Raw genomic sequence first — 14990 nt, forward strand, 5'->3', positions numbered from 1 at the left:
CCCTTCCCCGTCCACGACGACTCCCTGACAGGAGCACACGATGTCTGATCCACGAAACCCCCTCCGGGCCGAACGGCTCTCCCACCCCCACCGACGGGCGGTCATCGCCGTCGTCGGGGCGGTGCTGCTGGTCGTGTCGGCGCTGGGCTCGACGCTCGGCGCGCAGGCCGAGCCGGTCCCACCCCCGGGCGTCTCGATCTCGCTGAACGGCCGACCGATGGGCGGGGAAGGCGGCAAGCTCAGCGGCTGCGTCCTCTCCGTCGACGTCGCCGGACTCGAGCTGGATGCCGACCCCGCCACCGAGATCGCGGTGACGGTCGACGCCATGGGACCGACGGTGCCGGAAGGGACCGACGCCACGCTGGTCGACGACACGGCGACCACGACGGCGACGACCTGGGACCGCGCCTACGACATGACCGCCCTGGTCGAGCCCTACGAACCGAAGCCCAACGGCTACCACCTCCGGGTCCGGGTCGCCATCAACGGCGTCACCGCCGGCGAGGCGACGGTCTGGCTCGGCTGCGGAGCAGCCCAGACGGGCTCGCCGTCACGCCTCGTGTTCGCGGTGGCGTGGCAGGCGGCGGACGGGACCGTCCTCCCCGCGCCACCCGTCGGCCTGCCTCCCGGGTGGGAGGCGGCGTTCGGGCTCGACGCCTCGGTGAGCATGGGACCGAGGGGGACCGCCCGCTGCACCTACGCCCCCGGGAGCGGCCTCCTGACCTGTGAGTACGACAACCCGGGTCACGGTGGCGGGAAGCCCGGGCTGGTCCTGCCCGGTAACCCCCGGGCCGAGTACACCGTCGCCGTCGAGGGCGCCCCGACCGGTTGGGCGGTCGACCCCGCCACGATCGGGACCTTCCTCGGTCGCGACACCTGCCCTCGCGGCGGGGACGAGGGCGGGCACGAGGGCGGGCACGAGGGCGAGGTCTCGACCGCTGCCGCCGAGGAGGGCGGGCACGGGGAGGGCGGGCACGGCGGGTGCACCCACACCGTGCTCCTCGTCGAGGAGCCGCCGGCACCACCCGACGACGAGCCGGCCCCACCGCCGACGCCCGGACCCGAGACGCTGGGCGCCGGCGCCGCGGCCCAACCCGTGACCGCATCGGCCCGCTTCACCGGCTGACGTGCAGTCGCCCGGGCAGCCCGGTCCACCGGCTGACCTGCAGTCGGTGGACCCGGGCGGTGGGGCACCCGCGAACTGTTGCGTGGTCAGCTCGCCCAGGCGAGCTGACCACGCAACAGAACAGGGCATCCGGCCCCGACGGTCGGATGCCACGCGCTCCGAGTGGCGAGGAGACCACATGAAGTGGGTGTGGCCGGGAAATCCGGCGGCGACGGCGAGAATGCGGACGACCGTCCTTCCCTTTCGGCCGCCGAGACGGAATACTTCCGGGCGGGCGGAGACCTCGGGAGCCGTTCGCGCCCCCACCCGACGTTGAGGACCCCTGCGTGATCGACATCACCTCACCCCAGCTCATCCTCGAGCCGGCCGAGCTCCCCGACCTCGCGCCGATGATCCACCGGCAGCGCCTCGTCATCGAGGGCCGCGTCGATCACGCCATCACCGCCGAGATGGTCTCGACCTACCTCACCGAGCTGTCCGACGTGCTCGAGATGACCACCCTGCTGGAGCCGACCACCCACCGGTCCGACGCCTACGGCTGGGCGGGATGGATCCACTGGGAGACCTCCGGCGCCCACTTCTACGCGTGGGAGCAGCCCCTGCGCTTCTTCAGCGTCGACATCTACACCTGCAAGGCGTTCAACGCCCTCGACGCCCTCGACTTCACGGCGGACTTCTTCGACACGTCGGCCTGCGTGGCGAAGGCCTTCTGATGGCCGACCTCCGCGAGCTGGCCGACGACGTGATCACGTCGGCCGGACGCGGGGCCACGCCCTTCGGTCTCTACGTCATCCCCGGCAACGACCCCGCCGCCGACCTCGGCCGCTCGGTCGAGGTCGCGGTGTTCGAGGAGTTCTTCGACAACAGCCCCGAGCTCCTCGAGGCCGAGTACCGGCCCTATGACGACAACTCGCTGTTCCTCGTCGTGCTCGACCACCGCCTCCGGCGCCCCGCCGGGGTCCTGCGCATCCTGCTCCCGCACGGCCCGATCAAGTCCCTCGACGACATCGAGAAGGCATGGGACGAGCGCCCCGACGACGTCATCGCCCGCACCCGCCCCGAGATCGACCGCACCCTGCTGTGGGACATCGCCACCCTCGCGGCCATGCCCGACTACCGGGGGTCGTCGACCAACGGGCTCATCACCCTGTCGCTCTACCAGGGCCTCGCCGTGCTCGGCACGCAGAACGGGATCAAGTGGGTCGTGGCCGTGCTCGACCTCGTCGTGCTCGACCTCATCCAGAAGATGATCTCCCGTCCGTTCCAGCCGTTCCGGGGCCTCGAGCCGCGCCGCTACCTCGACTCCCCGTCGAGCCTGCCGGTCTTCCTCGACGCCGACGACTACCAACCCCGGCTGGCCATCACCGATCCGGCCATGTACGAGATCCTGTTCGAGGGCCGGGGCCTCGAGGCGGCGGTGTCGACGCCCGACTACGCCCGCAGCGCCCACGAAGGCCTCGACGCCGCGATCCTCACGACCGGGGAACCGCGGCGCCTACGAGCCACGGGCTGACCGGACGACTCACCCGGCAAGGCCGGCCCGAACCGGCCCGACCCGGGACGGACCGGTCGAGAGGCCGGTCAGGACGAGACCGAGCGGAGGCGGGGACCGGACGCCGAGCCGATCCGCCGCACGACCTCCACGAGCCCACTCGACGGGACCGCCGGCGAGAACAGGTAGCCCTGCGCCTGCCCGCACCCGAGCTCGGCGAGCTGCTCCGCCTCGGCCTCGGTCTCGACGCCCTCGGCGACGGTGGCGATCTCGAGGGAGTCGGCGATGGCCACGACCGCGGCGACCATGCTCGCCCCCGGTCCCTCACGGTCGAGTGACGCCACGAAGGTGCGGTCGATCTTCACCTCGTCGACGGGCAGGCGACGCAGGTAGGCGAGCGACGAGTAGCCGGTCCCGAAGTCGTCGATCGAGATCTTCACCCCGCACGAACGCAGCGCGGCGAGCTGACCGGAGATGGAGTCCACGTCGCTCATGAGCATCGACTCGGTCAGCTCGAGGCACAGCGACGACGCCGGCACCCGGTGGCGGAGCAGGGCCCGCGCCACGTGGTCGATCATCGAATCGTCGCGCAGCTGGCGCACCGAGAGGTTGACCGAGACGCTCATCATCTCGGGGCGGGCCATCAGGTCGTGCAAGCGCCGGAGGTCGGCGCACGCCTGGTCGACGACCCACGCCCCGATCTCCACGATCATCCCGGTGTCCTCGGCGATCGGGATGAACTTCGCCGGGCTCACCGACCCGAGCGTCGGGTGCTCCCAGCGCAGCAGCGCCTCCATGCCCACCACCCGGCGGTCGCTCAGGCGCAGCTTGGGCTGGTAGTGCACCGCCAGCTCGCCGCGGCCGAGGGCGAGGCGGAGCTCACGCTCGAGCAGCAGACGGGAGGCCACCTGCTCGCGCATCGAGGCATCGAAGGTGACGACGACGTCGCCGCCCTGGCTCTTGGCCTGGTACATCGCGGTGTCGGCGTCGCGCAGCAGCCCCTCGGCGTGGACCGACACCCCCGCGGCGGAGTGCAGCGACAGCCCGAAGCTGGCCGCCACCGTGACCTCGGCCTCCCTGACGGAGAACGGGGTGTGCAGGGCCAGTCGCAGGCCTTCGGCGAGCTCGTGGGCCCGCGTCGCGTCGAGGTCGGCAGCGACGACGACGAACTCGTCGCCCCCGATGCGCCCGACGACGTCGGCAGCCCGGGCATTGCGGTGGAGCCGTTCGGCCACCGCGACGAGGAGCTCGTCGCCCGTCGGGTGGCCCATCGTGTCGTTGACCAGCTTGAAGCGGTCCAGGTCGAGCAGGATCACGGCGACGTCGTGGCCGTCCCCGCGGGTGGGGTCGAGCAGGCGACCGAGGTGCTCCTCGAGGAACACCCGGTTGGGGAGCCCGGTGAGGCTGTCGTGGGTGGCCTGGTACGCGATGCGGTCCTGGGACGTGGCGTGCTGGTGGAGGGCCCGGAAGAGACGGAACGACGCCGTGACGGTCAGCGCCAGGGTGATGCACGCCAGGATCGTGCGCTCACCTCCGTCGGAGGCCGACGACGGCACCAACAGCACCACGGCGGGAACCGACAACGCTGCGGCCACGAAGAAGAGCCTCGCCCGGCGTGGTGCGACCTCGTCGGAGGGGATGACCGCCCCCACCTTGCGCACCGACGGGTGCAGCACCGCTGCGGAGAAGGCGACGAAGGCGAGGACGTAGGCGACGTCGGTGACGTGGCTGGGCAGCTCGACCATCCGGGTGTCGACCAGCATGTAGACGACGTCGCCGACGAGCAGCGCGGACGACGCCACCAGGACCAGGCGGAACGCCAGGGGCGGGCGCCGTGCCGCCGAGAACGCCATGCGGGCCCCCATGGCGACGACGAACACCGAGGCAGCGGGATAGGCGGCCAGGAGGACGCGCAGGCCGAGAGGGGCGTCGGCCTGCGCGAAGGCGGGGATGACCAGGAGCACCCAGGCCAGGGCGAGCACCGCCAGCGCGGCGACGACGGCGTCGAGCACGGCGTCGAGGTCGCCCGTGCGGCCGCGTCGACCGGCCCGGGCCAACCCGGCGAGGGCCACGGCGATGATGGCGTAGCCGGGAAGGATGATGAGATCGGGGACGAGGGAGCGCTGGGCGGAGAGGTCGCCCAGGGTGTCGAGGAGGATCCGCAGCAGCCCCCCGACGAGGAAGAGGGCGAAGGCGCCGAGCACGGCGATCCACGGCCACCGCGGCTCAGGACGGTGGGCGCGCACGCCGTACACGGTGGCGGCGGTGGCCACCACCGCGAACACCGCGAACGTGAACTGGGCCTCGGGGTCGAGCCACCCGACGGCGTGCAGGAGGGCCCAGACGACGCCGACCACGCCCACGCCTGCGGCCAGGCGCGCCGAGGGGACCCCCGACGTCACCTCCGCAGTCGATCCCATCGCGTCTCCTGGCGCTCGGGCGTGGCGTGCTGTGCGGTCGTCAGACCGCTCACCCCGCTTCTTCGGCGGGAGCAGGCCCGGACTTGACCAAATCGGCACGGACGGCCCACGTCTGCCCACGGAGAGTGAGGTCGCGGTGTCCGGGCCCCGCCCCCCGACGGCGCGTCGACCGGAGAGGCGCCTGATTGACTGGTGAGGTGCTCGTCGTCAGGGACCTCGTGGTGGAGATCGGTGGAGCGACCATCCTCGACGGCGCCACCTTCCAGGTCCGCCCCGGCGACAAGGTCGGGCTGGTGGGCCGCAACGGCGCCGGCAAGACCACGCTGTTCACCACCCTCGGCGGGGCGAGGACCGCGAAGGCCGGCACGATCCGTCGGGACGGCGCCACCGGGTACCTCTCCCAGGACCCCCGCCAGGAGGCGGTCCCCGACGACACCCGGGGCCTGGCCCACGTGCTCTCCGGTCGGGGGCTCGACGACGCCGCCAACCAGCTCGAGAAGCTGCGCCTGGCCCTCGAGGAGGACGCCAGCGATCGGAACATCGCCCGGTTCTCCGACGCCCAGGAGCGCTTCGAGAACGCCGGGGGCTACGCCGCCGAGGCCGAGGTCCACCGCCTCGTCGACGGGCTGGGCCTGGCCCCCGACCGGCTCGACCTGGCGATCGGGGCGCTCTCGGGCGGCGAGCGACGGCGCCTCGAGCTGGCCCGCATCCTCTTCGCCGGCAGCGACCTGCTCCTCCTCGACGAGCCCACCAACCACCTCGACGCCGACGCCCGCGACTGGCTCCTGCGCTTCCTGCGCGGCTACCGGGGCGCCCTGATCGTCGTCTCCCACGACCTCGACCTGCTCGACGAGGCCATCACCCGGGTCCTCCACCTCGATCGGGAGGAGGACGACGCCGTCGGCGAGCTCGTCGAGTACAAGGGCACCTACAGCCAGTACCTGCGGGCCCGGGCCCGCGACGAGGAGCGCCTGGCCAAGGTCGCCGAGCAGCAGCGCAGCGAGATCGAACGCCTCTCCCGACAGGCCGACTCGATGCGCGGCCAGACCGCCAAGCGAGCCCGGGTGGCCAAGACCCTCGACCGGCGCGTCGGGCGCCTCGAGGCCGAACGGGTCGACGGGCCGTCGGCCCGGCGCTCGCTCGACCTGCGGTTCCCGGAGCCCCCGTCGACCGGGCGCACGACGCTGACCGCCCGGGGCCTGTGGAAGGGCTTCGGGACCGTCGACGTCGTCACCGACGTCAGCTTCGACGTCGGCCGGGGCGAGCGGCTCCTCATCATGGGCCTGAACGGCGCCGGGAAGACGACGCTGCTCAAGGTCCTGGCCGGCGAGCTCGAAGCGGACATGGGCGAGGTCGAGCTGGGCCTGCGCGTCGATCCCGGCTACTACGCCCAGGAGCACGAGGGCATCACCCCGGGACGCAGCCTGCTCGACCACATGCGCGACCAGGCCGGGCTGGGCGACGAGGCGCTGCGCGGCCTCATGGGCATGTTCGGCCTCTCGGGCGACAAGGCCTTCCAGGACGCCGGCACCCTCTCGGGCGGCGAGAAGACCAAGCTGGCGCTCGCCCAGCTCGTGGCCGGCCGGCACAACCTGTTGCTGCTCGACGAGCCCACCAACAACCTCGACCCGATGTCGCGGGAGGCGATCGGGGCGGCCCTGGCCCGGTGGCCGGGGACGATGGTCGTGGTGAGCCACGACGTCGAGTTCGTCCGGGCCCTCGACCCCGACCGGACGCTGCTCATGCCCGAGGGACAGCTCGACTACTTCAGCCCCGACATGCTCGAGCTCGTCGAGCTGTCCTGACGGCCGGGCCCCGCCGGCCCGACCGGCGACGACGACACGGACCCGACCCTCAGGGCGACGCCGTCGTCAAGGGGCGACGCTCATGAAGTCGGTGAAGCCCGACGCGTCGTGGCGGCCGATCGTGGAGTGCTCGAACAGGCCCGCGCCGACCTGCCCGTTGCAGCGGGCGATGCCGACGTGGTCGAGCATCCCGAACCCCACGGCAGCGGCGTTGGCCGGGTCGTCGAGGTCGTAGACGGCCCCCTCGACCCATCCCCGGCCGCGCCACTGGCCGTGGGTCCACTGGGGATCGGCCCCGTAGCCGCACCCGGCGGCGAGGGCCACATAGCCCTTGCTCTCGATCTCGACGACCAGCGGGGTGCCGTCGGGCTCGGTGGCGGTGATGGTGGCCCCGGTCGGGATGCGCGTGCCCGACCGGTAGTGGATGTCGTAGCGGGGGTAGCCGAGCGTCTCGACGCCCTTGCCGGACGCCTCGGGCCACACCCGCAGGGCGTCGTTGAGGAACCGGTGCCCGTCGGCGGTCTCCTGGGCGATGAACACCAGCGCGTGGTCCTCCATCCGCAGCGGGCAGTAGAGCCACCAGAACCCGTAGGTGGGGTCGGGCTCGGCGGCGGCACGCCCGGGCGGCTCGGGCTCGCCCACGGGACGGATGCCCCACGAGCGGTCGCGAGTGCCCACCCACTGGTCCGGCGTCACCGTGAACTCCTCACCGGCCACCCGGAGCACCCCCTCCCAGGTGCCGACCTGGGCGAAGCGCTGGGCGTCGAGGATCACCTTGCCGCCGACGCGCATGAGGTGGGGGGACTCGTCGACGGCGGGGTACGAGCCCCGCCAGTGCAGATCCATCGAGAGGCCGTGGTCGTCGGCGTCGCAGACGACGCGGAGCTCCTCGAGGGGCTTGACGACCTCGATCCGGTAGGGGCCGACCGACTGGTCCATCCGGTCGTCGCCGAGGGCGTCGGCCGTGCGCACCACGTGCTGCCGGTTGCCGCGCCGGACACAGGCGAAGGCGTCGATCACCCCGAGGTTCGGGTAGACGCCGAGACCAGTGATGAGGAACACCTCACCGCTGCGGTCGTGGGCGTTGATGTAGCAGCGGTCGTAGAAGTTGCGGTCGCTGGTCGCCGGGTGGGCCAGGGAGAAGGGCGCCTGGTGGAGGGGGTACTCGTCGACGGGGATGGGGGGCACGTTCGCTCCAGTGGGGGTCGCGGGCTGATGGGCTGACACTGTCACAGAACCTGACCGACTCGGACGGTCGGTCCGGGGCCCGGGGGTCAGCGGTCGAGGAGCGCCTCGGCCCACGACGCGCCCTCGGCGAGGCCGGGCAGCACGGCGATCACCTCGGAGGCCACCGTGCGGGTGTAGGTGCCGAGCAGGTCGTGGGCGGCGAGCTCGCGTTGGAGCGGCACGAACTGGGTGAGCGGGTCACGGCAGAAGGCCAGGAACAGCAGGCCGCCGGGGTTCTCGGCCTGCGGGACCCCGGCGGCGAGGTTGTAGCTGCGCCGGTGCAGCGGCCGTCCGGCCGAGGCGCGGTGGGCGACGGCCACGTGCGAGCGGGGGTCGGTCACCGGGCGGCCGTCGGGGCCCTCGGCGTCGAGGTCGAGCGGGGCGGCCTCGTCGCGTTCGCTGATCGGGGCTCCCGATCGGCGGTGACGACCGATGACCCGCTCGCGGTCGAGGAGGTTGAGCTCCTCCCAGGCGTCGAGGTCGAGGAGCACGTGGCGCAGCACGAGGTAGGTGCCGTCGACCATCCATTCGGGCTCGTCGCCGTCGCGGACCCAGACGGCGTCGGCGAACGCCGTCGAGTCCGCCGGCAGGTTCGACGTGCCCTCCCGGAAGCCCAGCAGGTTGCGGTGCGTGGAGCGGCCTCCGCCGGACCCGACCCGGTCGCCGGCCGGGGGTCCGAACCCGGTGTGGGACCACTGCACCACCGCTGCGCCCTCGGCCACCCGCACGAGGTTGCGCACGGCGTGCAGCGCCACCTGGAGGTCGTCGGCGCCGACCTGCAGACACAGGTCCGCGCCGGACCTCGCCGGGTCGAGCTGGTCGCCGTCGAAGGGGGGCAACACCAGCGCGACGGGACGGCGCCCGGCGAGCCCGAAGCGGTCGGATCCACCGTCGCCGAACAGCCAGGCGGTGGCACCCACCGTGATGGTGAGGCGCGCCGTCGGGCGGTCGTCGGCCTCACCCGAGTCGACGGGGGGCAGTCGGGAGCTGGGCGACCGCTCCCCCACCTGCCCGCCGGCGGCGAGCCGGGCGGCAGCAGCGCTCCAGCGATCGAGCAGGGTGCGCAGCTCCGCCGGGCCTCCCCGGACCTCCAGGCCGACCACGACGACGTGCGCCTGCGCAGGCGTGGCCACCCCGGCCTGGTGTCGGCCGTGGAAGGCGATCAGCCCGCCGTCGTCGGGGGCCGACTCCTCCGCGGTGGAACCGCCGGCGGTGCCGGCCGGTGCCATCGCGCCGACGACCGCCAGCCCACCGGCGGCGGCGGCACCCGCGCCCGCCCATCCGAGCAGGCGGCGGCGGCTGACGGATTCCACGCGCCCAGTGTCGCACCGAGCACCCGCCGGGAGAGCCGCGAGCGGCCGGATCGATCAGGCGAGCAGGACCAGGCCGACGCCGGTCACCGCCAACCCGCTGCCGATCGCCGCGCGCGCACCCGGGCGAGCCCGCAGGGCGGTCCCGCCGGCCACTCCGGCGACGTGCAGGCCGACGGTGGCGACGACGAACCCGACCATGTAGGCCAGCGGGGCCGCAGTGCTGGGCAGCTCCCCGCCGTGAGCGAGACCGTGGGCAGTGCCGAACAGCAGCGCCACCGCGGGAACCCATGACTCGGCCACCTGCACCCGACCGGTGACGAGCAGGCCCAACACGACGAGGGTGCCGGCGACCGCCAACTCGAGGCCGGGGAACGTGATCCCGGCGAGGCCGGCCGCCCCGCCGACCACCATCCCGGCCACGAAGGCGGCGGGGACGAGCCAGGCGACGCGTCGGCTGGCGACGAGCGCAGCGACGACACCCACCGCGAGCATGGCAAGCAGGTGGTCGGGTCCGAGGAGGGGGTGGAGGAGCCCGTCACCGAGCCCTCCGGCGGCGGCGCCGGTGTGGGCCGACGCCGGAGCGGCGGCGGCGAGGAGGGCGGCGGCGGAACCGGCGAGGGCGCCGGCGATCGTCCATCGGGTACTGGGTGTCGACATCGGGACTCCGTTTCAGGACCGAACTGTTGAGTCCTGAGCTCGGATTTCCGAGCTCAGGACTCAACAGTTCGCCGTGTGGGCGAGGGTTTCGTCCGCCGGATGGCGAGGGTCAGGCGACGCGGTGCAGCGTGTTGTGGTCGGTGTGGGCGAAGGGTTCGGTGAACTCCTTCATGCGCAGCATGGTCGTCTCCCGGTAGGACCACGTGCCCTCGCCCGAGGTGATCTCGGCGGACCAGCTGAGCGTCGACGCGTTCTCCGAGAGGTACCTGCTCTCCCCGATGCCGCGACGAGGATCGCCCAGCTCGGCCGACAGGGTGAAGGACGTCGCGTCGATCGTGGTCGTGCCCGAGCCGAACACGGTGATGCCACGCGGGACGACGAAGCAGCGCATCACCTCGCCGGAGGCGGCGTCCCACAGCCAGTAGCCGACCTCCGTGTGGAACGGGTCGGTCTCGTCGCCCCGCCACATCGACGACCGGTAGTCGAGTCCGTAGACGCTCTGGCGACCGTTGACGACCGGTCCGAACGGCACGAAGGTCACCCGCTCCCGGTACGGGGTGGCCAGCACCTCCTGACGGACGTGGGACCACGACGAGTCGAGCCCGCCGTCGCCCTCCCAGGTGCCGGCCAGGCCCTCGAGGGGCCCCCAGGAGCGTGACCCGTCACCCGGGACGGGGTTGGCGGGCGCCGCGGCGTCGCTCATCGCTTGGCCTTCTTGGCCTGGGCCCGACGAGTGCCGGCCCGGCTGGATGCCGAGGTGCGCTTCGAGATCGGCGTGCGCTGCTGCTTCTTCGCCTTCGCCGATCCGGTCGAGCGGGTGGACCCCTTCCCCTTCGCCGAGCCCTTGGCAGTGGTCCGGGAACCGGCCTTCGCCGCACGGGCCCTCTCGAGCCGCTCGGCCCGCAGCTCCTCGGCCGCGTCGCGAGCGACGGCGGCGAGCGCCCGACTGACGTCGGCCAGTGCGTCCTCGAACACCTCGGCCTTCACGGCGGTGCGGGCGTGGGCCTTCGTCGCCCGGGAGCGGTTCCGATCCGACGCCACCTGCGCGCTGGCCCGGCGCCGGTGGAGCTTCGAGTACTTGGTGCGGGCCCGGCGCACCCGGGTGTGCAGGTCGATGAGCTCGTCCTCGCCGAGCGACTTGAGCTTCTTCGGGTCGACGCGACGCAGGAGCTCGCGCTCGGCGTCGTTCATCATCCGGAGGGTGGCCTTGTCCATCGTGGTCCTCGCTCGAAGGGGCGGTCCGCTGACGAGACCGGACGCTAGTGGGCGCCGGGCCCGGCGGCCACGAGGTCGGGGCCGCGACGGTCGGTCGACCTCAGGGATCCTTGGGCAGCCCGAGCAGCCGTTCGGCGATCACGTTGCGCTGGATCTCGCTGGTCCCCCCGGCGATCGACAGCGCACGGTTGCCCAGGAAACCACCGGTCCACACCGCGCTCTCCCCGTCGGCCGCCGCGACGTCGGCGCCGAGCAGGTCGAGCCCGGCTTCCTGCACCCGCTGCTCGTGCTCGACGCCGAGCAGCTTGCGGACGCTGGCCTCCGGGCCGACGCCACCACCGGCGATGGCCCGCTGGGTGGCCCGCACGCCGAGCATGGCGACGGCATGGGCCTCGACCACCAGCGCACCGAGCCGGTCGAGCACGATGCGGTCGCCGAGGGCTCCCCGGTCGGCGGCGAGGGCGAACAGGGACTCGACCCCCGGACCGAACGACGACCCCGACGCCATCGAGACCCGCTCGTTGGCGAGGGTGGTGCGGGCGCACGACCACCCGTCGCCGGGCCCACCCACCAGGCAGTCGTCGGGAACGACCACGTCGACGAGGGAGACCTCGTTGAACATGGCCGTGCCGGTGAGCTCACGCAGCGGACGCACCTCGATGCCCGGGGTGCGCATGTCGACGAGGAAGCACCCGATGCCCTCGTGCCGAGGGGCAGCAGGGTCGGTGCGGGCCAGGCAGATCCCCCAGTCGGCGAACTGGGCCATCGACGTCCACACCTTCTCCCCGGTGATCGACCACCCGCCGTCGACCCGCTCGGCGCGGGTGGTGAGCGCCGCGAGGTCGCTGCCCGCCCCCGGCTCGGAGAACATCTGGCACCAGGTGAGCTCGCCCCGCAACGACGGCCCGACGAAGCGCTCCTGTTGGGCGGCGTCGCCGTGGCCGATGATGGTGGGCAGCACCCATCCGGCGATCTGGAGGTGGGCGCGGCGCACCCCGGCGGCGGCCAGCTCGGCGTCGATGGCCAGCTGCTCGACCGGACCGGCGTCCATCCCCCACGGCGCCGGCCAGTGCGGCGCCAGGTACCCGGCGTCGGCGAGCCGTGCCCGCCACTCGGAGGTGGGGTGGCGGCGCAGCTCCTCGACGAAGGCCCGGGTCCGGATCCGGACCGGTTCGGCCTCGTCGGGGAGATCGATGGCCAACGACCGGCGCTGCCCGTCCGCCACAGCGGTCGCCACCCGGATCCGGGCGTCGTGGACGGGCGGCAGCAGCGCCCGCAGCGCGGTGGCCCGCTTCAGGTACAGGTGGGCGTCGTGCTCCCACGTGTAGCCGATCCCGCCGAGGACCTGGATGCAATCCTCCGCGCAGCGGAACCCGGCCTCGAGGGCCAGCGCCGCGGCGGCGCCCTGGGCGACGTCCCAGCCCGGCTCGTCAGCGTCGTCGAAGACCCCTGCGGCGTCCCACACCGCGGCCCGCGCCGCCTCCAGGGCGACGCGCATGTCGGCGCAGCGGTGCTTGACGGCCTGGAACTGTCCGATCGGGCGGCCGAACTGCACCCGCACCGTGGCGTACTCGGCGGCGGTGTCGACGCACCAGCCCGCCACACCGACCGCCATCGCCCCGGCGAGGATCTCGGCGAGGCGGATCGGCGCGTCGGGCCGCGGTGGCCGCAGCACCCGGTCCGGGGGCAGCGGCGCGTCCACGGTCACGTGGGCGACCCGGGCGGTGGGATCGAAGCTGGTGACCGGCTCGACGGTGAGGTCCTCGGCGTCCACCACCACCCAGGCGACCCCGGCGGTCGCCGGGTCGGGTCCGGTCGACGCCGACCCGGGCCCGCCCACCGGGAGCAGCACCACGTCGGCGGTCGCCCCGCCCCACACCGCCCGACACGTCCCCTCCACCCTCGACGCCCCGTCCCGGGTGACGAGGCGCAGATCGCTGCTCGCCGCGAAGCCGCCGGTGCGGCGGCCCTCGACGAGGGAACGGATCGTGTCGGGATCCCCGCCGCCGCGGTCGAGGGCGGCGGCGACGATCGCTGTGGGAAGGATGGGCCCGGGCGCGCACGACTCCCCGAGGGCCTCCATGGCGACGGCCGCCTCGACGAGCCCGCCGCCCTGCCCGCCGTGGTCCTCGCCGACCGCGAGGCCGAGCCATCCGAGCCCGGCCATCTCGACCCAGAAGGGGGGGACCTCGTCGGCGCCGAACTCGAGAACCCGGCGCGCCTCGGCGCGCAGGCCCCGGGCCTCGCTCCACCGCCGGACGGTGGACGCCAGGTCGAGGTGGTGATCCCAGACCCCGATGCCCATCAGCTCGCGACCACCCGGGTCATCCCGAGAGCTCCCTGAACCGGCGGTACCGCTGCTCCACCGGTTCGACCCATGCCACGTCGGGCTCGTACCGGCCGGTGTGACGCACCCAGCCCGCCGCGGACGCACCGGGCCGTTCGAGACCGGCGGCCTGGCGGGCCAACCACGCCGCGCCGAGCGCGCCGCCCTCGGGCACCGCCACCACGTCGACGGGGAGGCGGGTGCCGTCGGCCAACGCCTGGAGCCATGCCGGGTTGCGGACCCCTCCGCCGGTGGCGACGACCCGGGTCGGGTCGAGACCCGACCGGTCGATGAGGTGGCGGACCACGAACGACGAGGCCTCGTGGGCGGCCCTGGTGAGCGAGTCGGGCCCGAGGCCCACCTCGACGTCGTGCAGGGACGCCCGCCGCGCACGGTCGTGGTACGGCACCCGCTCCCCGCGGATGTAGGGCAACCAGACCGGCACGCGGCGGGGATCACCCGCCGGTGCCGACGGGGCGTACGGGTCGGCACCCACCGTCTCGGCCACCCAGTTCACGAAGAACCCGCCGGCGTTCGACGGACCACCCACCACGGAGAGCCCGGGCACGGTGTAGGGCGTGGTCCACAGTCCCTCGACCTCGGGCCACCCGTCGGTGAGGATCCACACGATCAGGGTCGTGCCCAAGATCACCAACACGTCCCCGTCGCGGTCGGCGCCCGCCACCAGCTGCTCGGCGAAGGCGTCGATCGTGCCCGCTCCGAGCGCCGCCCCGCCCGCGGCGGCGACCGCGCCGACCGGGCCGGACCCTCCGGCGATGCGGGCCAGCCGGGCGACGTCGTCGAGCCCGGCGGCCGCTGCCACCTCCGCGCTCCAGCCGGTCCCGTCGAACAGCGGCAGCGCGGTGTACGCCGTCGCGCCGTCGATCACCCCCTCCCCGCCGAGGGCGGCGTTGGCCACGGCCTGGGCCGGCCAGTACCCGGCGGCGTCGGGGTGACGGGCCACCAGCCACGAGAGGAAGCTCCCCATCTCGCCGAGGTCGGGCGAGCCGTCGGGAGCGAGGCCGTGGTCGTCGCCGTAGAGGTAGCCGGGCGAGACGGGGCGGCCGTGGTCGTCGACGGCGCACAGCGACGGGACCATGGCCGCGACGTCCACGCCGGCGATGCGCCGGGCCCCCACCTCGGCGACCAGTTCGTCGAGCGCCCGGCGCACGCCGTCGCACCAGACGAGCGCCGCGTCGTGGGCCAGCTCGCCGGCACGGGAGGCGGACAGGGGGTGGGGCACCCGGGTCCGGGCCACCACGGTGCCCTCGGCGTCGACGGCCATGGCCTTCACCGACGTGGTGCCGATGTCGATCCCCACGGTCACCTCGGTCGCCATCGCACCCCCGTCGGCCCCCTCGTGGTCACCCCGTGCCCCGTCCGGTGCAGCGCCCGACCCTCCGGGCCCG

12 protein-coding genes are annotated in these 14990 nt (G+C 73.6%); 4 read left to right on the forward strand and 8 right to left on the reverse strand.

Annotated elements, in window-relative coordinates:
- Nucleotides 1-40 precede the first annotated feature (40 nt).
- From MUE36_14495 to MUE36_14505, 3 genes are all read left to right on the forward strand, one after another.
- Nucleotides 41-1126 carry a hypothetical protein gene (locus MUE36_14495; protein ID MCU0312141.1) on the forward strand — a complete coding sequence of 362 codons (1086 nt, stop codon included), beginning with the start codon at nt 41-43 and terminating at the stop codon, nt 1124-1126.
- 326 nt (nt 1127-1452) lie between these two features.
- Nucleotides 1453-1839 (forward strand): S-adenosylmethionine decarboxylase, encoded by a 387-nt coding sequence (locus tag MUE36_14500; GenBank protein ID MCU0312142.1) that lies wholly within the window; start codon nt 1453-1455, stop codon nt 1837-1839.
- Nucleotides 1839-2639: a hypothetical protein gene (locus MUE36_14505; protein ID MCU0312143.1), complete on the forward strand. Its 801-nt coding sequence runs from the start codon at nt 1839-1841 to the stop codon at nt 2637-2639. The genes MUE36_14500 and MUE36_14505 overlap by 1 nt, the downstream gene beginning before the upstream one ends.
- 68 nt (nt 2640-2707) lie before the next feature.
- Here MUE36_14505 and MUE36_14510 read toward each other — a convergent pair whose 3' ends face one another.
- Nucleotides 2708-5038 carry a bifunctional diguanylate cyclase/phosphodiesterase gene (locus MUE36_14510; protein ID MCU0312144.1) on the reverse strand — a complete coding sequence of 777 codons (2331 nt, stop codon included), beginning with the start codon at nt 5036-5038 and terminating at the stop codon, nt 2708-2710.
- Nucleotides 5039-5235: 197 nt separating this feature from the next.
- On the opposite strand from MUE36_14510, the gene MUE36_14515 reads away from it, so the two are divergent.
- On the forward strand, nt 5236-6843 hold the full coding sequence (locus tag MUE36_14515; GenBank protein MCU0312145.1) for an ATP-binding cassette domain-containing protein: 1608 nt from the start codon (nt 5236-5238) through the stop codon (nt 6841-6843).
- Nucleotides 6844-6909: 66 nt separating this feature from the next.
- On the opposite strand, the gene MUE36_14520 is transcribed toward MUE36_14515, so the two are convergent.
- The 7 genes from MUE36_14520 to MUE36_14550 form a co-directional block, all read right to left on the reverse strand.
- Nucleotides 6910-8031, reverse strand: coding sequence for a hypothetical protein (locus MUE36_14520; protein ID MCU0312146.1), 1122 nt, complete (start codon nt 8029-8031; stop codon nt 6910-6912).
- Nucleotides 8032-8117: 86 nt separating this feature from the next.
- A complete protein-coding gene (locus tag MUE36_14525; protein ID MCU0312147.1) occupies nt 8118-9383 on the reverse strand; it encodes a Dyp-type peroxidase in 1266 nt (421 codons plus the stop codon).
- 54 nt (nt 9384-9437) lie between these two features.
- Nucleotides 9438-10040 carry a HupE/UreJ family protein gene (locus MUE36_14530; GenBank protein MCU0312148.1) on the reverse strand — a complete coding sequence of 201 codons (603 nt, stop codon included), beginning with the start codon at nt 10038-10040 and terminating at the stop codon, nt 9438-9440.
- Nucleotides 10041-10149: 109 nt separating this feature from the next.
- Nucleotides 10150-10743, reverse strand: coding sequence for a heme-binding beta-barrel domain-containing protein (locus MUE36_14535; protein MCU0312149.1), 594 nt, complete (start codon nt 10741-10743; stop codon nt 10150-10152).
- The gene (locus MUE36_14540) at nt 10740-11255 is read right to left on the reverse strand and encodes a hypothetical protein (protein MCU0312150.1); all 516 of its coding nucleotides are present in this window, start codon (nt 11253-11255) and stop codon (nt 10740-10742) included. The genes MUE36_14535 and MUE36_14540 overlap by 4 nt, the downstream gene beginning before the upstream one ends.
- A gap of 100 nt (nt 11256-11355) precedes the next feature.
- Nucleotides 11356-13560, reverse strand: coding sequence for an acyl-CoA dehydrogenase (locus tag MUE36_14545; protein ID MCU0312151.1), 2205 nt, complete (start codon nt 13558-13560; stop codon nt 11356-11358).
- A 19-nt stretch (nt 13561-13579) separates the two neighbouring features.
- Nucleotides 13580-14920 (reverse strand): FGGY-family carbohydrate kinase, encoded by a 1341-nt coding sequence (locus MUE36_14550; protein ID MCU0312152.1) that lies wholly within the window; start codon nt 14918-14920, stop codon nt 13580-13582.
- Nucleotides 14921-14990: the final 70 nt, after the last annotated feature.

The organism is Acidimicrobiales bacterium (genome assembly GCA_025455885.1).
GTDB lineage: Bacteria > Actinomycetota > Acidimicrobiia > Acidimicrobiales > Acidimicrobilacustridaceae > Rhabdothermincola_A.

Excerpts from the sequence above, each read along its gene's own strand:
- MUE36_14530 (MCU0312148.1), bottom strand. The coding sequence starts at position 10,040 with ATGTCGACACCCAGTACCCGATGGACGATCGCCGGCGCCCTCGCCGGT.
- MUE36_14540 (MCU0312150.1), bottom strand. The coding sequence starts at position 11,255 with ATGGACAAGGCCACCCTCCGGATGATGAACGACGCCGAGCGCGAGCTC.
- MUE36_14550 (MCU0312152.1), bottom strand. The coding sequence starts at position 14,920 with ATGGCGACCGAGGTGACCGTGGGGATCGACATCGGCACCACGTCGGTG.
- MUE36_14505 (MCU0312143.1), top strand. The coding sequence starts at position 1,839 with ATGGCCGACCTCCGCGAGCTGGCCGACGACGTGATCACGTCGGCCGGA.
- MUE36_14545 (MCU0312151.1), bottom strand. The coding sequence starts at position 13,560 with ATGGGCATCGGGGTCTGGGATCACCACCTCGACCTGGCGTCCACCGTC.
- MUE36_14535 (MCU0312149.1), bottom strand. The coding sequence starts at position 10,743 with ATGAGCGACGCCGCGGCGCCCGCCAACCCCGTCCCGGGTGACGGGTCA.
- MUE36_14510 (MCU0312144.1), bottom strand. The coding sequence starts at position 5,038 with ATGGGATCGACTGCGGAGGTGACGTCGGGGGTCCCCTCGGCGCGCCTG.
- MUE36_14495 (MCU0312141.1), top strand. The coding sequence starts at position 41 with ATGTCTGATCCACGAAACCCCCTCCGGGCCGAACGGCTCTCCCACCCC.